This window comes from Streptomyces sp. NPDC086023 (assembly GCF_044540325.1).
Lineage (GTDB): Bacteria > Actinomycetota > Actinomycetes > Streptomycetales > Streptomycetaceae > Streptomyces.
In genome coordinates, this window is the sequence record NZ_JBITRX010000032.1 from 1 (window position 1) to 21,349 (window position 21,349).

Here is a 21,349-nt window from a genome sequence, read left to right on the forward strand (position 1 = left end):
CACACCAACCAAAATACAACAACCACACCCACTAAAAAGAGGAAATCGAATGCGCTACACACGCACAGCACTCACCATCGCCACCACACTCCTCGCCCTCACCACACTCGGCGGCACCACCGCACACGCCAACAACGAGAAAGACAAGGACGAGGACGGTAAAAGCAACATCTGCTTCATCCACGTCGAAGGAAACCACAACCACAACGCCTGCGGCGACATCAAATACGGCGACAACGCCACCACCGGAAACAGCCACACCCTGACCGTGTCTGCCGAGCCGCTACTGGCACGACTCACGGTAACCAATGGCACCGGAAGTAACCTGGCTTGGTCTTGCCCTAGCTGTCAGGGTCCCTATAAAACTGGATACGTTACCCCCGGTGCTGCGCCTTTTGAGTTTGTCCAGCCCTTTGGGTCCACGGCATCTTTTTTCACAATCCCTGGAGGAAATGAGGTGCGCGTAGTTATCAACCCCATTGGAGTTCCCTCGTGCCAATTCCCTTCCAGTGGCGCCCTGAATTGTGCAATCAATGGCACTGACGTGGAAATTTCGTAAAAGTTCCCCTATTGAGTTCGTCAAGCCATAGGGGGGCGGAGTCGGCCGGACTCCGGGCGTGGTGCTGCTTGCAGGTAGTGCTTGAGGTCGGAGTTTAGCAGCTCGTCCGGGTTCAGTTCGGGCGAGTACGGGGGCAGAAAGTACAGCGACTCTTCTCGCAGGGAACGCAAATGCGCTACACAGTGACCGCACTCACCACCGCCGCACTCCTCACCCTCGCCGGAATCACTACCACACACGCCGACAGCGGCGACAGCCAAAGCGGTAAAGGCGAGGGCGGCTTCTGCTCCATCCATGTCATCGGTAAGCACAACCACAACGCCTGCGGCGACATCAAACACGGCGACAACGCCACCACCGGACAAGGGCACTCCGTAACCCGAGGGCAAGGTTCTCAGGGTAACGAGTGTGAAAGCAATCAGACGACAATTATCTTGAGGAACTCCGGTTCCGGAACTCTCACTTTGGATGCGCAATTCCTCAAGGGAAGTGGAGTCGATGGCATGGCCGGAACTTATTACCTGGCCAGCGATGCTTTCCCAGCCACCATTGCCCCCGGTCAGCAAGGCAGGGGGACGACTTGCGGGAATGTGTGGACCGACATTGCTCCGGATTTTTGGTCGAACTAGTCCTATGCCAACGGAGGGGCCGTAACGGTGGGCGTGAAAAACCTGGCATCATCGCCGGCCCCGCCCGACAATGATGTGCAAGCAGACGCTTCAGGGCCGGCATGTGTGGTGTATGCAGACCCGGTAAACGTCAACAATGGCGTTGCCGTCACATTCACCGCGTCCGACTCCACAACCGGATGCAGCTGACCCTTGACCCCGGTTTTTCAGCAGTCGCGAACGCTTGACCGCTCTCACTTCATCGCAGCGCAGCGCGTAAACGCACCGTAGCCGGCCCGTTCCCCGAGGCCCGGACCAAGCCGTCCTCGCAAATTGCAGGGTGTTGGGTGAGGGAGTGGATATCCGGGCGGTGGATTCCGTGGCCCTTGTCGATCCCAAGGGGGCGGCGGTGGACATTGTGCAGGCCATTGGCCGGGCTTTGCGGCAGAAACCCGGGCGGGGGAAAATGGCCACGCTGATTGTGCCGGTATTTTTGAAGGAGGACTAAAATCCGGAGGATATCCTCACCTCGAAATCGTACGGGCCTCTAATTAAAGTTTTGAATGGGCTGAGGGCCGACATGCCCGGGGGCAACAACGTCTCCGAATCCACCGTCCGCCGCTGGCGCGACGAGCTGATCGGACTGCTCGCCGCCCAGGCCCCACGCATGGACCGGGCCCTGAAGAAGGTCACCAAGCAGGGCGGAGAGGTGGTCCTGATCGACGGCACCCTCATCCGCACCCAGCGCCGCACCGGAAAAGCCGGCCGCCGCAACTACTCCGGCAAGCACCGACGTCACGGCCTGCACTTCCTCGCCCTGACCGACGAGAACGGCCGCCTGATCTGGATATCCACCGCCCGGCCCGGCCGCACCCACGACAACACCGCCGCCCGCCACGACCACATCCTGACCCACCTGCGCGCCGCCGGCCTCGGAGCACTGGCCGACCTCGGCTTCCGCGGCCTGGACAACGACATCCTCGACCCCGTGATCGTCACCGGCTACGTCGGCACCCGAACCCACAAAGTCACCCCAGGCGAGAAGGAAGCCAACCGCGTCCTGGCCGTCGGCCGCGCACCGGTCGAGCACGGCTTCGCCCACCTCAAGAACTGGCGGATCCTCACCAAGCTCCGCACCGACCCCGCCCGCGCCACCCAGCTCCTGCGAGCCCTGCTCGTCCTGACAAACCTCGAAATCAACCGCTGACGGATGATCTTCAACGAAGGCTTGTGCCTACAACCAGCATGAGCACCCTAGGCGCATGTCACACCAGCCCTTTGACCTGCTACTTCAAGTTGGCGGAGGCTCATTGCTCGTCTTCTCATCGTCGATGTCGCCATGGCCTTGAGTCACTTTGGCGGAGAGGTACCCGCCGAACAGGTGTGGTTTGGGGGGAAGTGGCTGCCTGCGCTGTGTCTGTCGGAGGTTACGGCGCTGGATATGCGTACCTACTACCGAGCTATCTCTTCAAGATCCCGGGAGCTTTCACAGTCATGCGCTCTTCCGTCACTGTTCCTGAGAAGGCACCGCGGAGTTCTCGCGCGGGCTTCCGACCTGCCCTCCGCGCTGCCGGGCTGCTCACCTCTGTGGTCCTGCCTACCGCGGGACTTCTGCTGCCGGCCAGTTCCTCTGCGTGGGCGGCTGACCAGACCGCGGTCTTCAACTTCACGGGTGCCCCGGAGACTTTCACGGTCCCGGCAGGGGTCACTTCGCTGTCCTTCATCGTGGAAGGTGCCTCAGGCGGTAACAACTGCGGGAGCTTCGCCCCCCTGAAGCTGGGCGGGCACGGCGCCGTCGCTACTGGATCCCTCAGCGTCACCCCAGGGGAGCAGCTCACCCTCCGGGTAGCCGGGCAGGGCCAGGACAGTGACTGCTTGCCCCAGACGCCCAGCGCAGGTGGCTACAACGGCGGCGGCAGCAGCCCGGGGTATCCCTTCTCCCCCGCCGCTCCCGAGGGCGGCGGGGGAGGCGGGGCGTCGGACATCAGCCGCCAGAGCCAGCCCCTTGTCATCGCTGCAGGGGGAGGTGGTGCCGGCGGTACATTCGGTTCCGGTTCGACCCGAGCAGGTGGTGCTGGCGGCGACGCAGCTGAAAATGGGGCGAACGGAGCAGACGGCGTGAGCGCCGGCTCCACTCCGCCGGGCGGCGGGGGCGGAGGTGCTACTACGGCAGGGCCAGGAGCTGGAGGGATTGGAGGGGGCGGTACTGTCAGGTCGGGACAGCCTGGCTCGGCATCAACTGGCGGTGACGGGGGTGGCACTACTGGGGTCGTTGGTGGAGTCGGTGGTGGTGGCGGAGGCGGCCTGTATGGCGGCGGAGGCGGTGGAGCGGGCCAAGAGAACGGCAGCTCCAGTGCTGGCGGTGGCGGTGGAGGCGGCGGCTCGAGCACCGGTCCTGCGGGTACGGCCTATTCCACGCGGACGGCCACGGGCAACGGCACCATCACCCTGTCGTGGAGCCCCGCCACGACGGACGTGTCGGTGACGAAGTCAGGGCCGGCTGCGGTAAGTGTGGGCAGCACCGCCACCTACAACGTGACGGTCACCAACAACGGAGGGGTCCCGGCTACCGAGGTGTCACTGGCGGACACGCTCACCGGCCCGGCGCTGATCCACACGATCACCGCCGACCAGGGGTCGTGCTCGATCAGCAGTGGGAACGGCCAGCAGGCCACCTGCACGTTGGGAACTCTCGCCCCTGGTGAGAGCGCCGAGATCACCGTTGTGGCCGAGCCGACGCGCGGGCCGACGGGCATGGGCCTGAACACCATCACCAACACGGTCGAGGCGACCGCCGCCAACGATCCGTCCGCGAGCTCGGACAGCGTGACCACCGCTCTGACCAACACCAACGGGTGCACGATCATCGGCACCTCCGGCAACGACACCATCAACGGCACCACCCAGAGCGACGTGATCTGCTCCCTCGGAGGTGCAGACATCATCAACGCCGCCAACGGCAACGACACCGTCTACGCCGGAACCGGAAACGATATCGTCCACGGCAACAACGGCAACGACACCCTCAACGGCGGCCCCGGAAACGACACCATCACCGGGGACAACGGCAACGACAGCCTCCGCGGCGAAGACGGCAACGACAGCCTCAACGGCAACGCAGGCGTCAACACCAACAACGGCGGCCCTGGCAGCAACACCTGCACCAACCCCACCACCGGACCCGGCTGCTAGGGACTGTAAATCGTTCGGTGTAACTCCCGATCATGGAGGATGCACCGATGACCAGTGAGAACGTGACCGAGGCCGTCGAGCCGGCTGAGCCGACGCCGTCGAAGGCGGTGGACGACCGGCTGATCGACGAGCTGGTCTCCCGGGCTCAGGCCGAGGGCCTGCAGCTGACCGGCGAGGGCGGGCTGCTCCAGCAGCTGACGAAGCGGCTTCTGGAGTCCGCCCTCGAAGGCGAGATCACCGACCACCTCGGCTATGACAAGCACGACCCGGCCGGGAAGAACGGCGGCAACTCCCGCAACGGCACCCGCGCGAAGACTGTCCTGACGGACGTTGGACCGGTGGAGATATCCGTGCCGCGCGACCGGGACGGCTCGTTCGATCCGAAGATCGTCAAGAACGGGGCCGCGGCCTGACCCGGTCTGCGGCTGACCAAGGTGTCCTGAGCGCCGATCTGTCGGCCCGATCCTGTGCGGGGCTTGCTGCCGCCGGCCCGGCGGGCGTGTCCCGATAGGGGCCTTCGCGACAGGCACCCTCACAGTCCTGACCGCCCGACCGGTCCGGTGGCGGCCATCTGCCCGCGAACCGATCGAGACAGGCCCATGATCATCCTCAGCATGCCGCACAACGTCGACACCGCACAGTCGCCCCTGGACTCCGCCACCGCCGTGCTCGGCGTCGACACCCACAAGGACGTACACGTCGCCGCTGTCGTCAGCGTTCTCGGCGCCCTGCTGGGCACCCAGTCGTTCCCCGCTACGGCTGCTGGATACCGCCAACTCGTCGAGTGGGGATTTTCGTTGGGCGTCATCCGGCAGGCCGGGGTGGAGGGGACCGGCTCCTACGGTGCCGGGCTCGCCCGGCACCTGGCCGCTGAAGGCATCGAGGTGATCGAGGTCAACCGGCCGGACCGGGCAGCCCGGCGCCGCTCGGGCAAGACCGACGCGGTCGACGCCGAAGCCGCCGCCCGGGCCGTGCTGGGCGGCCGAGCCACCGGGGCTCCGAAGAGCAAGGACGGCCCGGTGGAGGAACTTCGCGTCCTGAAGGTCGTCAAGGACTCCGCGGTCCGCAACCGCACCCAGGCCATCAACCAGCTCAAGGCCCTCCTGGTCAGCGCACCGGCGCAGCTACGAGAGTCCCTCGCCGGGCTCTCGAACCCGGCACTGTTCAAAGCATGCGCCGTCCTGGACGCGCAGGCCAGCGCGGTGCACCAGGCGCTGAGCCTGCTGGCCCACCGCATCAAGCAGCTTTCCGCCGAGGCCACCACGCTCACCCGCAGGATCTCGGAAATCATCCAGGCGCACAAACCGCAGCTGCTCGAACTCACCGGCGTCGGCCCGGATAGCGCGGCCATCTTGCTCATAGCCGCCGGCGACAACCATGACCGTCTCCGCGACGAGGCGTCCTTCGCAGCTCTGTGGGGTGTCAGCCCGGTCGAACGCTCCTCCGGCAAGAATCAACGCCGACGGCTCAACCGCGGCGGCAACCGGCAGGCCAACGCCGCCCTCTACCGCATCGTGCTCTCCCGTCTGCGCTGGGAGGAACGCTCCCGCGCCTACCTGCCGCGACGCACCGCGGAGGGCAAGACCAAGCGCGAGGTCATCCGCTGCCTCAAGAGGTACGTCTCTCGCGAGATCCATCGGGCCATCGCCTCCGCTCCGCTACCGGTCCCCGACAGCATCACGGCTTGACATCCATAGGGGCATCGGGCTCAAGGGCCTGCCAGACGCGGTCAAGACCGTCTGGCCGCAGACGATCGTGCAGACCTGTGTGGTCCACCTGCTGCGGAACTCCTTCCGCTATGCCGCCCGCCAGGACTGGGACAAGATCGCGGGGCTCCTCAAGCCCATCTACACCGCGGCGACCGAGGAAGCCGCACTCGAACGCTTCGCCGAGTTCGCCGACACCTGGGGCAAGAAATACCCGGCGATCGTCCGGCTCTGGGAGAACGCCTGGGAAGAGTTCACCCCGTTCCTCCGGTTCGACACCAAGATCCGCCGCATCGTCTGCACCACCAACGCGATCGAGTCCGTGAACGCTCGCATCCGGCGCGCGGTCAAGGCCCGCGGACACTTCCCGAACGAGACCGCCGCCCTGAAGTGCGTCTACATGGCGATCATGTCGCTCGACCCCACGGGCAAGGGCCAGGCCCGCTGGACCATGCGCTGGAAGACCGCCCTCAACGCCTTCGACATCACCTTCGACGGCCGACTCTCGGCAGCACGCCAGTAGACCCAACCACCCTCGTTACACCGTTCGATTGACAGACCCCACCATAGGCCCAGAAGCGGTGCTGGCCCTCAGGGCTTGACGGCGTCCAACTCCGCGTGGGCACGCCGCAAGTCGGCTGCGTACCGGGCCAGGCGGTGTTCGTACGGGGTCGCCGGTACGAAGGGCGGGACGGGCACGGGTCGGCCTTCCTCGTCGACCGCGACGAACACGATGAGGCAGTCGGTGGTCCGCTGCAAGGCGTCCGCCCGGGGGTCTCCAGCTGCCACCGCGACGTGGATGTGCATGCTGGAGCGTCCCGTCGCCGCGATGCGCGCCTGGATCTCGACCAGGTTCCCCACCATGATCGGCTCGCGGAAGTGGATGTTGCCCACGCTGACCGTCACGCAGTACTGGCGCGACCAGGCAGCCGCGCAGGCGTAGGCGGCGGCGTCGATCCACTTCATCAATGCACCGCCGTGCACCTTTCCACCGAAGTTCACCGAACTGGGTTCGGCCAGGAACCTCAACGTCATGGAACTGCGGTCAGGGGCCGGGCGGAGGTCGGAGTCCGCTCCGCTCGCTCCAGGGGTGCCGCCTTCCGAATCACGGCTCATTCCCCCACAGTACGATGCTGCACCTGAGGGGACATCCGCACGCCGGATGGAGTACGCCGATCATCGCTGGGATGGGCCGACGACCGGCGGGTGCGCCGCCCCTTAAGGTGCGGAGTGACGGTCCCCGTTATGTTCTTGGCGGTCCTGCAAGAGGGCCGCTCGCCTCCGGGCCCGGCATGCGTGCGTGTCCCCACCCTGGCCGGCTCCCTGTCCACCGTCCACGCCCAGCGCCGGGCCCTGCAAGCCCAGATCAACGCCCTGCTGGAGGCTCACCCACTCTCCCCTCCCGGCGGTGCTCAAACTCCTCGACCAGTTCGGCTCCCCGGCCCAGATCCGCACGGCCGGACGCCGTCGGCTCGTGACCTTGATACGTCCGAAAGCGCCGCGGATGGCCGAGCGGCTGGTCGAGGACATCTTCACCGCCCTGGATGAGCAGACTGTCGTCGTCCCGGGCACGGACGCGGCCGCACTGATCGTCCCCAACCTCGCCGGGTCCCTCCAAGCGTTGCTTGACCAGCGGAAACTCCTCGCCACCCGGATCGAGGAACTGCTGGCGGCCCACCCTCTTTCCAAAGTCCTGACGTCCATGCCGGGGATCGGCGTCAGGACCGGAGCACGGATCCTCATCGACGTCGGCGACGGCACGTCGTTCCCGTCCGCCGCCCACCTCGCCGCCTACGCCGGCCTCGCCCCGGCCACCCGCAGCTCGGGCTACAACCCTCCCGGAGAGGAAACAAGCAGCTCAAACGGGCCTCCTTCCTCCTCGCGTTCACAGCCCTGGCAGACCCGGTCTCCCGGGCCTACTACGACAAGAAGATCAACCAGGGCAAGCACCGCACCCAAGCCCTCCTCCGCCTCGCCAGACGCCGAGTCGACGTCCTCTTCGCGATGCTCCGCGACGGCACCTTCTACCAACCCCAACCTGCCCCATCAGCTTGACCAACCCCATAGGGGCACCCCCCATCGCCGCGAACTCCCCGTCGGTTGGTGCCGCCGCTCCCCCGCTCCCGGCTCGGTGCAGTCGGCCCGTACGGCAAGGGCCTCTTCATCCGGCTGCGCGAGCTCCACCCCCGGCTGGCCAGGTCGAGCGCGTACGAGCGGATGGGAGCACGGCGATGTTCTCGGTGACGCGGACGGCCCTCTACCCGAAGTCCGGTTTCCCCTCCGAAACCGTGTACCGGCCACGAGCACACCGGAGCTGAGATTGGTGACCTGTGCGATCCCGGCCGGCCCGTCCGGCGGCGGTTACCAGGACAGCCTGGTCGTCTATGCCACCCTGACCTCGTCCTCCCCCTGACGGCAGAGGGTGTGTCCAGTTAACGGCTGATCTTGGTTGTTGAGGGTCAGTGGCTGGTGGGGGTCAGGCGGCCTTCGAAGGCGATCTGGAAGGCGTTCAGCGGGGCCTTCCAGCGCATCGTCCAGCGGCGTCGGCCCTTGCCGGTCGGGTCCAGCGACATGAGCGCCATGTAGACGCACTTCAACGCGGCGGCCTCCGACGGGAAGTGACCGCGGTCCCTCACGGCCTTGCGGATGCGGGCGTTCACGCTCTCGATCGCGTTCGTGCTGCAGATGACCTTGCGGGTCTCGACGTCGAAGGAGAGGAAGGGGACCATTTCGGCCCAGGCGTCGGACCACATCTTGATCACGGCCGCATCCCGTGCCTCTGGTGTTTGCCGGAGTGGAACAGCCGGTCCGCGGCGATGCGGTCGATGGGCAGGAGCGTGCCGTCCAGGGTCAGGTACGCCTTCACCGACGCGGTCCGCACAGCTTCGGCCAGGGTCGGGGCGAGAGCGGCCAGGAGCTCGACCGCCTCGGTGACGTACCGGTAGGCCGTCGTGGTGCCGATGCCGAACCCGGCCGCGAGCTGAGCATAGGTGTGTCCTACCCGGGGGTGGGCGAGGGTGAGCAGGGCCTGGCGGCCGGCGCTCAGGCGCTGCCACCGGGAGTCGATCGCGCGGCGGTGGCGCCGCAGTTGCTGCGTGAGGAAGCGGAGGGCGGAGCTGGACACGTCCACGCCCGACGGGTAGACAAGCACATGAAGCCTCTGGTGGAGACGGTTCTCTTGGTCGAAAACCCATCTACCCGGGGCTTCACCCCGTTGTCAGGCCAACTTCCGTACCTCGGAACCAGGTTGGAAAAGGCCCAGTGTGGCCGGTCGAGCTCGGCCGCGAAGAAACTTGCCGCGGCCTTCAAAATGTCGTTCGCCCGCTTCAGCTCGGCGAGTCACCACGGACCTCGGCGACCATACGGACCGCTCGTTTGCGCAGCTCAGGGGGATAGGAGGCAGGACGCGTCATGACTCAATCCTTTCACGGAATCGAGTCTCTACCGAACCCGGAACGGTTCAGTTTGCTGGACAGACCCAAGCCCGGATGAAAGAGGCTGACTCGGCGTGAAGTTTGATGCTTCATACAGTCGCGGGCTGGAGTGTCACTGTCGGGCGATCGCTGGCGGCTCCCTCCACCACGCAGGTCAAGTCCTCCCGGGTCGAGGTGCACTCCGTTTCCAGAGGGGCGAACTCTGACACGCTGCTGGTAACGGTGACCAGCCCGCCACCGATTACGCGGTAAATCACCACTGCTGAAAGAATTTCGTTCCTGGGGACGACGAACTGCGCAACCCAGCTCGCGGCCCTATCCGGCTGCACGCCGATCTCCGGGTAAACCACCCAACTCACGAAGGCAGGGGTGTGCGATTCCGAACCCCCGTCCAACAGGAGACCGCTCCTGTTGCGGAAGACAACCTGGACGGTTTCGTCCGCGGGCACAAGTAGAGCCGCGGGAGTCGTCTGATTGTGGTGCGAGACGGTGTGTCCCACCCCCGTGGTGTTGTCGTTGCCGACCACCCCGTCACCGCACGCGGCATTCCCCATGTAGTTCACGATCACGCAGTCTCCCGCTCCGCTACCTGGGGCCGGAGTATCCGCGTGGCAGGACTCCACCGCGGCCGCTGAAAGGAGGAACGCGCCCATCACCGACACGCCCACCTTGGCGATTGCCTTCATTCTTGACCTCTTACCGCTCGAGAAGACACGACTGCGGTCAGCATTCTCTTCACTCTCGGCAGAGACGCCATCGATTACGCTACGAGTGGGCGTGGTTGGCCCCCCACTTCGGTCTCAACATGGACATGCCCACGAGGCGGTCCGGACCGCGATCAGTACCACGATCGAGCGATCACGAACCGAGGAAGATCGGACTTAACGCCCACTCAGCAATCAAGCTCGCCCGCCACCACTGAGCGGCCGGGTGCCTCCCGATCTCAGGTTCTGGCTCAACTTCTGTGGTGACGGCTCGACGATCGGTTCACCGGGACGCTGAACGCTGGGAACCAGCAGGTCAGTCCGTTGGCCCGATGCGGGCACGGGCGCGTACGGCGCAGCTCCACAGAAACTGAGCCAGAACCCGATCTCATGAACAACGACTCCGCCCCCAATCACGCGCCTCCCGAACCCGTGAACACTGACTTCATGACTACTGAACTTGAATTCGTGATGTCGGTCAGCCGACCATGATCAGGTCGGTGCCGGCCAGGCAGCCGTCGACCAGGTCTGGGCGGTGCTGGATCTGCTTGAGCCTCCGCTTGACGGCTCGGGTGATCTGGCTGAGGTCGGCGGCGGCGAGGTTGCCGATGTCGCGTTTGACCAGCGACCAGATGCCCTCCTGCGGGTTGAGGTCCGGGCGTAGGTAGGCAGCTGGAACACGGTGAGCCAGTCGGCATTCGCGGCGATGAACTCCCGCAGCGGCTTGGTCAGGTGGAGGCGGACGTTGTCCCAGACCAGCACGATCGGGCCGCCGAGCTGGATCCGGGCGCGGACGATCAGGTCCCGGAAGTCGCGCCAGCCGAAGCCCTTCGGCTCGCCCTTGCGGCCCCGGTACTCGCGGATGCGGTAGATCAGTCGGGACCGCTCGCCGGGTTTGTAGCAGGTCATGCCCGCCATCGACACACGGCCGGAGCCCCGACCGCGCACTCTGACGACCGGTGTCCGGCCGATCCGTCCCCAGGTCCTGGCGCGCGGCGGCGTCATCGACCGCCCGGCCTCGTCCTCGAAGACGATCCAGGCTCCGAGAGCCGCCGCGACGCTCTTACCCGCGGCCAGGTCTCCTTCTTCCAGACCTCGACCGCCGTGTCGTCACGCTCGATCGCCCGGCGGGCGGGCTGCTGCCACGACCAGCCGTGCCGCTTGAGAAGCTGCCACGTGCCCTCGACCGTGTAGGAGACGTGGAACAGCCGGCCGATCAGCGTCTTGATCCGTGCAAGTGTCCACCGCTGGTCGGCCCAGCCGTGGACCAGCGGCCCACGCTCCAGCTCCCGCCCCAGCCTCGCGATCTGCTCGTCGCTGAGCCTCGGCCGCCCTGGCGATCCTTTCGACAGGACTCCCGCTCGCCGCACTCGTGCCACTGGCGCCGCCACCGCTCCACCGACCGCTCGCTCACGCGCAGCGCGGCAGCGATCTCCCGGTTCTTCTCCCCGCCCTCGAAGCGTTCCACAGCCTGCAGCCGGATCCGCTCCCGCGCGGCCCTTTCGGCGTCGGTCAACCCGCCGCCCTGCGCGTACCTCACGAACCCAGAGCTACCGGATCCCACCCACCACTGTGAGGCGAACGGCCCCGACATCACTCAATCAAATTCAGTAGCCGTTCTGTTTCTCCGTCATCGTGACGGAGAAACAGAACGGCTACTGAACTGACGCCTGGCACCGGATTCCGCAGGAAGGCTGCAATACCTTCGCGACAATATGACATCTATCCTGTTGGAGTTCCGTTGCCGTGCCTGTTCCGAAAATTAAACGCGCCTTGATGTAGAGGTTGAGGGACAAGTCAATTCTCTGCAAGGGAGCCCCGTGAAGCACGTTTCCCGACTGGCCACGCTGCTACTTGCGTAGCAAGTCTCACGGTAGGTCAGGCCTCCGCAACAGGGCTGGGCGACCCGCTCCCCTACAGCCCCGCGGCAGGATCCGTCGTCTTCAATAACGGCAACAACAACGTCCGTCAACGTCTTCGGCAATGACAACAACACCGCCGGACGAGACAACCTCAACGGCAGCGGCCACACCCTCGGGGCCGTCCAGGACGTGTTCACGGCGAATGTTCGTGTATACAACTGCACCGACGCGACCCTCACGTATGACAGTGCGACGGTAACCGGATCGATTTCGCAGCTCTCCCCCGAAATTGCGCCAGGGGGCCCGTCCTGCGGTAACGGCCCGCAGGGTACGTGGTCGACTTCTGGCGTGCTCATCACCTCCTCCGAGGGCGCGACCAGCGGCCCGGCCGGCAGAGAGGGCTGCGGCCAGTACACCGCGCCCCGGTACAGGGTGACCCCCGCGGCCAGACCGCCCAGGAACGTCAAGACAAAGTCCGCCTGCACCAGCCCGACGGTGCCCCGCCCGCCAGCCCGCCGCGAACCGCACGCCAGCGAACAACAGCCCTCGACGGCGATCCGGTCCCGGCCGGACAGCCGCCACCAGGCCGCCCGCCCGGGCTGTGGCCGTCACCGGCCCCGTCCCAAGGGCCTGGCGGGGGGCAGCCCGCTGCCGGTGCGGGCGAGCCCTGGCCAGTCGGCCAACTCGGCCTATGCCAGGCCCCCGGGCGGCGAAAGTAGCTGGAGCAGGGCGCGGTTTGGCGGCCGTTTGGGGTGGACAGTCACCGACGGAGCCCTGCAGTGATCTTGTCGCCGAGGGCGAGATCACCGAGTGGGCAGGGGAGGGCCGGGTACTGCTGGTCGAGTGGGCCGCGGCGGTGGGGCTGGTCTCCTCGGCCAGGGAGGGTCGACGGCTGGAGGCAATGGGCTTCGAGCAACTCGCGCCGCTGGTAATCCCGGGCGTGGACGCGGGTGCGGCTTTACTCACGGCCGACTGGGCGGCGTTCATCTGTCTGGTCGACGATCTGGTCGACCGCGTCGAGACCAATCCGGCGGGCGCGCGGTCGATCGGGACCAAGTTGCTCACCCTCCTCGACCAAGACGGCCGCGAGCCGCGTGTACTCGGACTTCTGGGACGCCACCACCCAGGAGGCCCACCCGCGCGCTGACGGAGTGCTGCTGAAACGACGCCTACGTGGCACTGCGCCGGCACACGATCACCATGCTGCCAATGACGGCCGCCGCGCCACTACAGATGCATTACAGGCAACGGCTACGGACCGCGTCCGCGCCCTCACGCCACGGGCACGACAACCAGGTGTCGGTGCTGGAGCGCGCCGAAGGCTCGGCCTCGGCTGAGCGGTGTGCGGCCGCCCTGAACAACGTTCGTGTACGGCTGTATCAGCTGGCTCGGGCGCACCGGACGGTTCGATGCGGCGTGGTCACCGCCGCCGGCCACCGGCTGACCCGCCCCCTGCATCCGCATCCGGGCCACGCGTCATCATGCATTGGTCCACCCTGCCTCCGCCCTCCGCCGAGGTCCTCACCCGTGCCCGGGCGGTTCTGGAACGGGCCGTGGGACACGCGACCGGCTCCCAGCGGCCGGACGCCTGCCCGACGCGCCAATCCTGGAGACCGCCGCCGTCACCATCCTCGCCATTCCGCACGGGGCGCTGGAGCGGGCGCGGGTCAGGCGGGGCCGCTCGCGCTGGTCCGGTGCCCCCCCGCGAACACGCCTGGCACCTCGCCCGCCGGGCGGGGAAAATTGATCTGCCAGGCCGACGCGTACACCCACCGTCGAGGAATCCGCATGACCGCTGTTCCGCTCGCCATCGTCGGCGCGGGGCCCTTCGCTCTGTCGCTGGCCGCTCTGGCCGACCACCGTGGCATCTCGACGCGCGTCTTTGGTGAACCCATGGGCTTCTGGCGCAGGAACATGCCCGTCGGCATGTTCCTGCGCTCGGGCGCGGACTGGCACCTCGACGCCGAGGGCGTGCACACGCTCAGTGCCTACCTGGCCCGACGCGGCATCCCGGAAGGTGCGACCGTGCCGCTGCCGCTCTTCATCGATTACGCGGAGTGGTTCCGTTCCGCCGCCGGCATCGAGCCGGACCCCAGGATGGTGACCGAGGTGGCCGAAGGGCCCGGCGGCCGGGGCGGACGCCTCTCCCTCCGCCTCGAGGACGGCACGCGGGTGGCCGCCGACGCGGTGGTGGCCGCGCCTGGGCTGCGGCCGTTCGCCCGGCTGCCGTCCTGGGCCGCGGCCGTGCCCGTGGGGCGCGCGGCCCACACCTGCGAGCTGGTCGACTTCGCCCCGCTCGCCGGGCGGCGGGTGCTGGTCGTCGGCGGTCGACAGAGCGCGTTCGAGTCCGCCGCGCTCCTGGCCGACCACGGGGCGGCTCGCGTCCACGTCGTCTACAGGCACGACACTCCGCGGTTCGCGGCGGTCAGCTGGTCGTTCTTCGAGGAACCGCTCGCACGGACGGAACAGCGGCCGGACTGGTGGCGCAGGCTGCCCGCCGCGGAGCGGGAAGAGCACGCCGCGCGGGCCTGGGCCGCGGGTCGTCTGACCCTGGAGCCCTGGCTGGTGCCCCGGCTGAGCGACCCGCCCGTGTGCACGCACCCGCACACGCATGTCGAACGCGTCTCGGCCCGGCCCGACGGCTCGATGGTGGTGGCGCTCTCGGACGGCGAGACCCTGGAAGTCGACCAGATCCTGTACGCGACCGGTTATCAGGCCGACCTGTCACGGGTGGACTACCTGTCCGGGCTGCTGGACCGGGTGCGGATCCGGGACGGTTCACCCGTCCTGGACCCATCGTTCGGCACCAGCGTCCCCGGCCTGTACACCGTCGGATTCTGCGCCGTGCAGGACTTCGGTCCGTTCTTCGGCTTCGTCCGCGCGGCACCGGTCACCGCACGGATCCTCGTCCGGCACCTGCTCTCCACGTCCGGGAACGGCGACGTCAGGAGCGACACGTAGCAGGTCGGGCCCAGCGCCAGCCCCACGGCGCAGGGGCTCTGCCCTCCTCGACGGCAAGGTGAATCTTGGTTCACACCTGCGACCGGCCCGGCTTGATGCCCCGCGGCAACACCGGCTCAAGCGGGGCCCACTGGTCATTCGGCCAACAGACACCAGCCGCCCCATTCACAGAAGGCTCGCCCAGTCCTCTGCTTCGGGCTGGGCGAGCCTTCCGCTTTGCTCGGGGCGGGAAGGCGCCTTGTTCTACTCGGCGGACTGCCGATGTGTCTTTCGGGTCGGTTTCAGCTTATGCCGGTGCGGCCTTGACCCATCCGGTGTTGCTGCCGTCAGTTATATGGGCCCAGGTCTTGGTGTCGTCCCACTTGTCTGCGACGAACCGACCCTCGATCATGCCGGCGCTGATCTTGTTGCCGTTGGGGGCGTCATATACATACGAGGGAGGGGAGACCAGTGCCCACTTCGAGGAGGCCTCAGAGGAAGCGGCCACCTCAGAAGTTCCTCGTACGTCCTGCGAAACAGCCAGTGAAGTTCCGGCCGCACCCAGGATCATGGCCGCAGCCATTCCACCCACAACAACAGAATTGAGACGAGTCATTTTCATTACCGTTCCAGTAGAGGATATTGCCTCCACTTTAATGTCGACTCGAACGGCCAGCAATACCCGTACCAGCCAGCCGTTCAGGCAGTCAGGCTCCCCGAAAGGCAAGGCTTCCGTCACCGGCGAGCCCAGTGGGTGGGTGTTTCGAGCGCCACCCGGGGCCTTCAGGCTTGCCTGCTCCGCGGGCAGCCGACAGCAAGAACGGGCAGGAGGGCCCAAAGGCTCAGTGTCTGCGGCGACAGGAAAAATAGGAGGGTGCTCTAGGGGTTACGCAACAGCGAGTCCGCGAAGATGACTTCCGATTTCCCCGCAGAAGCGAGCAGTGAAGTGCAGATCGCAAAACGTGACATAATCCCCCTGGTCGGGATTCTGGCGACTTCCGCGCTTTCCGCAGGCAGCGCGTCGGCCGCGGATACTCCCGAAGAACCAAGCAAAATCCACAAGGCGGTCGACGAGTCGAGCGACAGCATTACAGAGGTGCGTTATGCCGACCCCAGAGTGCCGCCATTTTACAGCCGTTCTTTCAGCGTGGACTGTCCGTCCAGCCACCCTTTCGTGACGAAGACCTATTTCACCTCCGATGCGATCGCCACGGGGACGATAGTCGAGAAGCCGAACAATTGGCTGGATGTGGCGGCACGGAATATACACCCGGAAGATCGGATCATCGGCGCCCATCGCCATCGCGCCTATCGAGGAACCTTCGGGACATACACAAACTGACACAGGAGAGAACGAAGCTGGCTGAGGATCTGGCTGCAATGCACCAACGACTTCAGCAAGGCCGCGAAAATAGAGGACTGGCCGTAGCGGACGGCTCGACGCGGAACGGCCTGAGCCTGCCGCCCGCCGGGACGGCGGCTCTGATGGTGCGGCCGTGCTCGTCGACGCTGACTTCGGCGCCGGCGGCCTCCATGGCTGCGAGGTGACGGTCGATGAGACGCGGGCAGAAGGCGTCTCCGCCGGGAGCGGGGAAGTCGACGGATCCGGCGCGGGCGAGGACGCCGGCGGCGAGGACCGCGGTGGTGCGGACTTTCGCACCGAGGTCGTGGGGGATCACCGGCCGCAGCTGCGGGGCCGCAACCACGCGGAACGTCCCGTCGCCGGGCGCGTGGGTGCGGGTGCCGGTGTGCGTGAGGATCTGTGCGCAGACGCCGGTGTCGAGGATCGCAGGCGCCTGGTGCAGAACGAGATCCTTGTCGGCCAGGAGCGCGGCCGCGTACAGGTGCAGAGCCACGTTCTTGCTGCCCTGGACGCGCATCCGGCCCGCGAGGGGACGGCCGCCGGTGACCTTGATGAGCTGCCGGTCGGCGGCCTTGGTGGTGAGCACCGTGGTGGTGGTCATGGCCGTCACCTCACCCGGGAGCCGGCGGGCATGAAGCCGCCGAGCTGGGTGCGGGGGTAGATGACGGTGCCGGGGCCGATCAGGGTTCCGGGGCACTGGACGGTTCCGGCGGACAGGGTGACGCCGTCGCCGATGACCGCGCCGAACTTCGTCTGCCCGGTGCCGTACTTGCAGCCGCCAAGGGTGACGGTGATCTCCTTCGTCGCGGGCTCGGTGACCGGCCCGTCGCTGGCGATCAGGCCGGTGGTCGAGGAGAAGGCGCCGAAGTTCACGCCGGAGCCGACGACGGAGTCGCCGATGAAGCAGGTGTGCTTGGCGAACGCCGCGGCCCCCAGGAGGCTGCGGGTGATCTCGGCGCCGAAGCCGACCTGGGTGCGCGGGCCGACGACGACGTGGTCGCGGACGTAGGCGCCTGCGGCGATGACCGCGCCCTCGCAGACCAGGACCGGGCCCGCGACCCGGGCGCCGGCCTCGATGCGGGCGCCGGGCTGGACGATGACCGTGCCGGTGACGTGCGCGCCGTCCTCGACGGCGCCGCCCCCGGTCAGGTCGTGCCGGTCGGGGTGGGTGAGGTCGTCGGTCAGGGTGGGCTTGATGTCGAAGACGGTGGTACAGCGGCTCAGCAGGCCGGTGACGTACGCGCCGAGCTGGTCGTGGCGGAGGTAGTAGGCGGGGGTGAGCTCGTCCGCGACGGTCTCGGATCCCGGGGGCGGGGGTGAGCAGGGTGGGGCTCATGGCGGCTCCTGTGCCGGATGGCCGGTGGGATGCCAGGAATCCGCCGGAGTCCTGGGACTGGGCAGGCTCACAAGGGGGCTCACAACTCACAAAGCCGCAACGGGCCGTGTGCTGCGGGCCTACGCTGCTGCTCCCGATACGGGCACGCTCCGCCGTAGCCGGGTCTTCGTGAAGGAGGTTCCCGTGATGGCTCCGAGCACACGCCGGGCCAAGCCGCCCAACACGGCTCGGCCGGCCCGTCGACGTCGCCGAGATCGGCATGCGCACGGTGCACGAGAACACGGCAGAACTCGGGTTGGATTTCCCGCGGGACACCGCCGACGCCGTTCACTTCTGGAGCACCGTGGAACACCTGGACCGCCGCGCCATCCTGAACAAGGCCTTCTCCGTCAGCGCGTTCACCACCCCTGTCACCTGCTGGCTCGGCGTCCCCGCCGACCCCGGCGCCACCCATCACGGGAGCGGCCGGGGCGGCCGCGAGGACCTGGCAGAGTTGTGGCAGGCCGCCGACGAAGCGCAGCGGTGGGACTCGAAGTACGGCGGCGGGACGTGGCGGGCCTCCTCGGTCCCCCACTGCCTCACCCGCCGGGCCGTCCCGCTGCTCCACGGCTCCTACACCGACGAGGTCGGCCGCGGTCTGTTCGCCGTCACCGCCGAACTCGCCCGCGTCGCCGGATGGAGCGCGGTCGACACCGGGCACCACGACATCGCGCAACGGCACTTCATCCAGGCCTTGCGGATGGCCAGGGCCGGCGGGGCCGTGGACATCGGCTGCCACGTCATGACCAACATGGCGCTCCAGGCACTGCTGCGCGGCTACCACCAGGAGGCCATCGACATGGTCCAAGGCGCCTACGACCGCGCCCGCGGGCGGGCCGGCCACCGGGTCCTGGGCTTCGCGAAACTCATCGGGGCCCGCGCGCACGCCAAGGCGAACGACGCGCGGGCCGCTTCAGCGGCTCTTGCCGCATCCGAGCACTGCCTCGAAGCAGCGGAGCAGGACGCCGACGAGCCGGCCTGGATCCGGTACGTCACCCCCACCCGCCTCTCCTCGGACGCCGTCGAGGTCCACCGCGACCTGCGCAACCCGGCTGCGGCCTGGCGCTGGAACGCCCAGGCCGACGCGATGAACCCCGACAGCTTCGCCCGCTCGGTCGGCCTGCGCCTGACCGTCCTGGCCACCACCCACCTCCAGCAGCACGACCTCGACCAGGGCCTCGCCGCCGGCCACCGGGCCGTCGACATCCTCGTCCACGTCGCCTCCGCGCGCGCCCGCGACTACGTCGCCGACATCACCACGACCATCGCGCCCTGGCAGCGGGAGAAGCCTGTCGCCGAGTTCCTGCACCGGGCCCGTACGGAACTGGCCCTCGTCTCGTGAACGCGCGTGTCGCGTGGCCCGGCGCACGGTCAGCGGTGTGAGAGTCGGAGCCGTGCCGAGCGTCCCGCTGTCGACGACGTCGTGGGGCGCCCCGCCCGGTACGGGGAGCAGTGGCATCCGAGGCTTCACCTTCCGCTGTGTCGCGGCATCCGCCCGCGACACCCTCGCAGGGGCCTGGTCGACGGTGGTGTCACGGCTAGGGTTGCCGCCGGGGCAGGCTCACCGCGCCCCGTCCGGCCGGATCGGCCGCAGGTGTCTGCGTGGTCGGCCCACGTGCGCGTCGGCAGAGAGGAGGGCGGGTGTTTCCGCGACGACCCCCTCGGGTGTGGAGCGCCGTCGTTGCCGTCGCCATCGCCCTGGCCCTGCCGGGCTGTGACAGCCGTCCCGCCGAGATCCCCGGCGCACGTACTCGTGACCTGGACGTGCCGCTCCGCTATCTCCCGGCAGGATCCCTCGGCGGGCGGCTGGCCCATCCGAGACTGGGCGCGACCGTGACCATCGGGTCGTCCTCGCTCAACGTGCTCGTGGACACCGGGTCGACCGGCTTGAAAGTCCTCAAGAAGAAGATCGCCGGCACCGATGCCGTCGTTGCTTCTGCCCGGGCAGAAGCAACGTTTCTCAGCGGGCTGCGCGTCAGCGGGCAGAGAGCCCGTGCCACCGTCACTCTGGGCCGGGCCGAGGCATCGGACCAGCCACTCCTGCTGGTTGACACCGTGGGCTGCACGCGGGCACAGCCGCGGTGTGAGGCCGCCGGCGGTCAGAGTCCCGAGGCGTTTGGAGGCGCCTTCGACGGCATCCTGGGGATTGGCGCGTCCGCGCCGGACCGTGCCGGCCCGGGGGACTGCTGCACCAATCCCATGGCCGGTCTGACAGGTGGAGGCTCCTATCTGGTGCACTTCGACCCCGCCCGGCCCCGCCTGGTCCTCAACCCCGTGCACACCGCCGGGTTCACCACCGTCAGCCTGGCACCTGCCCGGGTGAGTGCTGCTCCCCATCCCGAGAGGAGTCCGCATGGCACGCCGTTGTGGGATCCCGCTCCTTTCCAGGGGTGCCTGCGCATCACGGGACTGCTGGAGCGTCAGTGCGCACCTGTCCTCTTCGACACGGGGACGGCCACGCTTGTCCTCTCCCTGCCGTCCATCGAGGACGTACCCGCACCTCCTCTGACCGGCGGCCAGTACCTGGACCTGTCGGGTACCCAGGTCACCCTCGCCATCCCCCGCGGAAGATGGCGCTGGACGTACCCCGGCCCACAGAATGAGAACGGCACGGCCGACCAGGACCAGCTCAACGCCTTGGCGACGCCGCAGATCCTCTACGAGAACGGACCCGCGCCCCTCATCGTGGCCGGTCTGCCGGCCTTCGCCCACACCGATGTGCTCTACGACCTCCGGCTCGGCCGCATGGGCATCGAAGGAAGCGGCCTCGGTCAGGCTTCCCCCGCCGTCCCCGAGTGACGTCGGCAGGTCCCGCAGCCCGCGCCCGTGCCGTGGCCAAGCCGGCCCGAGCGTGTGGCACGAAACCCCGCCCCTTCTGACGCTTCCAGCAGCTGCCGCGGCGAGACCTTCGTGTAGGCCTCTTGGGCTACACGAAGGTGCTCGCCGCGGCAGCCGGGGTGAGGGTGGCGGTCGAGACAGTCCACCCGAGCCGTCGAGGGAGACCCCGTTCGTGGTCAGGCATAGATTTCTGCGCTCGCTGGCCGGCATGCACGCCGGTGTCGCGATCCTGCTCGTGGGCAGTGCCGGAACCGCCCAGGCGGGCACCTGACGAGGCGACAGACTTCCAACAGGTGGTGGCGGACGCCGCCCGTGAGTTTCAGGTTCCGCCAGAGGTGCTCCTCGGTGTGAGTTGCCAGGCTTCATGGTGGGAGGGCAACGGCGGGCTGCCGAGCACCCAGGGTGGATACGGCCCGATGCACCTGACCGACACCACCGCTGGCAAGGCCTACACCAACCGTCCCGGCGAGGGACCGGTGGACTCGACGGGCACGAAGGACCCTTCCGAGCACACGCTGAACACAGCGGCGGCACTCACCGGTGTCCGTCCCGCGAAGGTCAGGACGGACGAGAAGGAGAACGTCCGGGCCGGCGCCGCACTCCTGGCCTCCTACCAGCAGGACACGACGGGCGGACGCCCGAAGGAGGCGGGCCGGTGGTACGGGGCCGTCGCCCGCTACAGCCAGGCAGGGGACCAGGCCAACGCCGCCGCCTTCGCCGACGCCGTCTACGCCTCCATCCGCACCGGCCTGGCACACACCCGTAAGG

General features: G+C 67.6%; 18 protein-coding genes and 8 pseudogenes. 15 read left to right on the top strand and 11 right to left on the bottom strand.

Annotated elements, in window-relative coordinates; translation table 11 throughout:
* A partial coding sequence (locus ACIF6F_RS35475; RefSeq protein WP_399957199.1) for a hypothetical protein occupies positions 1-559 on the top strand: 559 nt, incomplete at its 5' end.
* Positions 560-579: 20 nt separating this feature from the next.
* Here the strand turns inward: ACIF6F_RS35475 and ACIF6F_RS35480 are convergent.
* Complete coding sequence (locus ACIF6F_RS35480; protein ID WP_399957339.1) at positions 580-798, bottom strand: transposase; 219 nt, start codon at positions 796-798, stop codon at positions 580-582.
* Here ACIF6F_RS35480 and ACIF6F_RS35485 point away from each other — a divergent pair.
* The 7 genes and pseudogenes from ACIF6F_RS35485 to ACIF6F_RS35515 form a co-directional block, all read left to right on the top strand.
* Positions 730-1,188: a hypothetical protein gene (locus ACIF6F_RS35485; protein ID WP_399957344.1), complete on the top strand. Its 459-nt coding sequence runs from the start codon at positions 730-732 to the stop codon at positions 1,186-1,188. The genes ACIF6F_RS35480 and ACIF6F_RS35485 overlap by 69 nt on opposite strands.
* Positions 1,189-1,495: 307 nt before the next feature.
* Positions 1,496-1,675: pseudogene (locus ACIF6F_RS35490) on the top strand (helicase-related protein); the annotation flags it as partial.
* A gap of 51 nt (positions 1,676-1,726) precedes the next feature.
* A complete protein-coding gene (locus ACIF6F_RS35495) occupies positions 1,727-2,374 on the top strand; it encodes a transposase family protein (RefSeq protein ID WP_399957202.1) in 648 nt (215 codons plus the stop codon).
* Positions 2,375-3,648: 1,274 nt separating this feature from the next.
* The gene (locus ACIF6F_RS35500) at positions 3,649-4,359 is read left to right on the top strand and encodes a calcium-binding protein (protein ID WP_399957205.1); all 711 of its coding nucleotides are present in this window, start codon (positions 3,649-3,651) and stop codon (positions 4,357-4,359) included.
* Positions 4,360-4,406: 47 nt separating this feature from the next.
* Positions 4,407-4,751, top strand: a pseudogene (locus tag ACIF6F_RS35505) (transposase); the annotation flags it as partial.
* Between the two features lie 222 nt (positions 4,752-4,973).
* Positions 4,974-6,047, top strand: a complete 1,074-nt coding sequence (locus tag ACIF6F_RS35510) for an IS110 family transposase (protein ID WP_399957208.1) — start codon at positions 4,974-4,976, stop codon at positions 6,045-6,047.
* A 16-nt stretch (positions 6,048-6,063) separates the two neighbouring features.
* Positions 6,064-6,588, top strand: a pseudogene (locus ACIF6F_RS35515) (transposase); the annotation flags it as partial.
* 68 nt (positions 6,589-6,656) lie between these two features.
* On the opposite strand, the gene ACIF6F_RS35520 reads toward ACIF6F_RS35515, so the two are convergent.
* Positions 6,657-7,181: an acyl-CoA thioesterase gene (locus tag ACIF6F_RS35520; RefSeq protein WP_399957211.1), complete on the bottom strand. Its 525-nt coding sequence runs from the start codon at positions 7,179-7,181 to the stop codon at positions 6,657-6,659.
* Positions 7,182-7,446: 265 nt separating this feature from the next.
* Between ACIF6F_RS35520 and ACIF6F_RS35525 the strand changes: the two are divergent.
* A pseudogene (locus ACIF6F_RS35525) lies at positions 7,447-8,120 on the top strand (transposase); the annotation flags it as partial.
* Positions 8,121-8,524: 404 nt separating this feature from the next.
* On the opposite strand, the pseudogene ACIF6F_RS35530 reads toward ACIF6F_RS35525, so the two are convergent.
* The 6 genes and pseudogenes from ACIF6F_RS35530 to ACIF6F_RS35555 all read right to left on the bottom strand — a co-directional run.
* Positions 8,525-8,815, bottom strand: a pseudogene (locus ACIF6F_RS35530) (transposase); the annotation flags it as partial.
* A gap of 17 nt (positions 8,816-8,832) precedes the next feature.
* A pseudogene (locus tag ACIF6F_RS35535) lies at positions 8,833-9,216 on the bottom strand (transposase family protein); the annotation flags it as partial.
* A gap of 111 nt (positions 9,217-9,327) precedes the next feature.
* Positions 9,328-9,478, bottom strand: a pseudogene (locus ACIF6F_RS35540) (IS3 family transposase); the annotation flags it as partial.
* 110 nt (positions 9,479-9,588) lie between these two features.
* Positions 9,589-10,185, bottom strand: a complete 597-nt coding sequence (locus tag ACIF6F_RS35545) for a hypothetical protein (RefSeq protein ID WP_399957214.1) — start codon at positions 10,183-10,185, stop codon at positions 9,589-9,591.
* A 510-nt stretch (positions 10,186-10,695) separates the two neighbouring features.
* A complete protein-coding gene (locus ACIF6F_RS35550) occupies positions 10,696-11,208 on the bottom strand; it encodes a transposase (protein ID WP_399957217.1) in 513 nt (170 codons plus the stop codon).
* A pseudogene (locus tag ACIF6F_RS35555) lies at positions 11,205-11,743 on the bottom strand (winged helix-turn-helix domain-containing protein). Before ACIF6F_RS35555 ends, ACIF6F_RS35550 begins: the two are co-directional and overlap by 4 nt.
* A 1,223-nt stretch (positions 11,744-12,966) precedes the next feature.
* Here ACIF6F_RS35555 and ACIF6F_RS35560 point away from each other — a divergent pair.
* Positions 12,967-13,212, top strand: a complete 246-nt coding sequence (locus tag ACIF6F_RS35560; RefSeq protein WP_399957220.1) for a hypothetical protein — start codon at positions 12,967-12,969, stop codon at positions 13,210-13,212.
* Between the two features lie 641 nt (positions 13,213-13,853).
* The gene (locus tag ACIF6F_RS35565) at positions 13,854-15,026 is read left to right on the top strand and encodes an FAD-dependent oxidoreductase (protein ID WP_399957222.1); all 1,173 of its coding nucleotides are present in this window, start codon (positions 13,854-13,856) and stop codon (positions 15,024-15,026) included.
* Positions 15,027-15,312: 286 nt separating this feature from the next.
* On the opposite strand, the gene ACIF6F_RS35570 is transcribed toward ACIF6F_RS35565, so the two are convergent.
* Complete coding sequence (locus ACIF6F_RS35570) at positions 15,313-15,513, bottom strand: hypothetical protein (protein ID WP_399957225.1); 201 nt, start codon at positions 15,511-15,513, stop codon at positions 15,313-15,315.
* Positions 15,514-15,915: 402 nt separating this feature from the next.
* On the opposite strand from ACIF6F_RS35570, the gene ACIF6F_RS35575 reads away from it, so the two are divergent.
* On the top strand, positions 15,916-16,347 hold the full coding sequence (locus ACIF6F_RS35575) for a hypothetical protein (protein ID WP_399957227.1): 432 nt from the start codon (positions 15,916-15,918) through the stop codon (positions 16,345-16,347).
* Between the two features lie 52 nt (positions 16,348-16,399).
* On the opposite strand, the gene ACIF6F_RS35580 is transcribed toward ACIF6F_RS35575, so the two are convergent.
* Together ACIF6F_RS35580 and ACIF6F_RS35585 are read right to left on the bottom strand one after the other, a co-directional pair.
* Positions 16,400-16,969: a hypothetical protein gene (locus ACIF6F_RS35580; RefSeq protein ID WP_399957230.1), complete on the bottom strand. Its 570-nt coding sequence runs from the start codon at positions 16,967-16,969 to the stop codon at positions 16,400-16,402.
* Positions 16,970-16,974: 5 nt separating this feature from the next.
* On the bottom strand, positions 16,975-17,241 hold the full coding sequence (locus ACIF6F_RS35585) for a hypothetical protein (RefSeq protein WP_399957233.1): 267 nt from the start codon (positions 17,239-17,241) through the stop codon (positions 16,975-16,977).
* Between the two features lie 36 nt (positions 17,242-17,277).
* Between ACIF6F_RS35585 and ACIF6F_RS35590 the strand changes: the two genes are divergently transcribed.
* From ACIF6F_RS35590 to ACIF6F_RS35600, 3 genes are all read left to right on the top strand, one after another.
* On the top strand, positions 17,278-17,688 hold the full coding sequence (locus ACIF6F_RS35590; RefSeq protein ID WP_399957235.1) for a hypothetical protein: 411 nt from the start codon (positions 17,278-17,280) through the stop codon (positions 17,686-17,688).
* Between the two features lie 275 nt (positions 17,689-17,963).
* Entirely contained in the window at positions 17,964-19,085 is a 1,122-nt protein-coding gene (locus ACIF6F_RS35595; RefSeq protein ID WP_399957237.1) for a sporulation protein, read from the top strand.
* Between the two features lie 323 nt (positions 19,086-19,408).
* Positions 19,409-20,542 carry a DUF3443 family protein gene (locus ACIF6F_RS35600; protein WP_399957240.1) on the top strand — a complete coding sequence of 378 codons (1,134 nt, stop codon included), beginning with the start codon at positions 19,409-19,411 and terminating at the stop codon, positions 20,540-20,542.
* Positions 20,543-21,349 lie beyond the last annotated feature (807 nt).

What these genes read in the sequence shown, in the direction of transcription:
- ACIF6F_RS35485 (WP_399957344.1), top strand. Translation starts at nt 730, where the DNA reads ATGCGCTACACAGTGACCGCACTCACCACCGCCGCACTCCTCACCCTC.
- ACIF6F_RS35510 (WP_399957208.1), top strand. Translation starts at nt 4,974, where the DNA reads ATGCCGCACAACGTCGACACCGCACAGTCGCCCCTGGACTCCGCCACC.
- ACIF6F_RS35520 (WP_399957211.1), bottom strand. Translation starts at nt 7,181, where the DNA reads ATGAGCCGTGATTCGGAAGGCGGCACCCCTGGAGCGAGCGGAGCGGAC.
- ACIF6F_RS35545 (WP_399957214.1), bottom strand. Translation starts at nt 10,185, where the DNA reads ATGAAGGCAATCGCCAAGGTGGGCGTGTCGGTGATGGGCGCGTTCCTC.
- ACIF6F_RS35550 (WP_399957217.1), bottom strand. Translation starts at nt 11,208, where the DNA reads ATGACGCCGCCGCGCGCCAGGACCTGGGGACGGATCGGCCGGACACCG.
- ACIF6F_RS35560 (WP_399957220.1), top strand. Translation starts at nt 12,967, where the DNA reads ATGGGCTTCGAGCAACTCGCGCCGCTGGTAATCCCGGGCGTGGACGCG.
- ACIF6F_RS35565 (WP_399957222.1), top strand. Translation starts at nt 13,854, where the DNA reads ATGACCGCTGTTCCGCTCGCCATCGTCGGCGCGGGGCCCTTCGCTCTG.
- ACIF6F_RS35575 (WP_399957227.1), top strand. Translation starts at nt 15,916, where the DNA reads ATGACTTCCGATTTCCCCGCAGAAGCGAGCAGTGAAGTGCAGATCGCA.
- ACIF6F_RS35580 (WP_399957230.1), bottom strand. Translation starts at nt 16,969, where the DNA reads ATGACCACCACCACGGTGCTCACCACCAAGGCCGCCGACCGGCAGCTC.
- ACIF6F_RS35595 (WP_399957237.1), top strand. Translation starts at nt 17,964, where the DNA reads ATGCGCACGGTGCACGAGAACACGGCAGAACTCGGGTTGGATTTCCCG.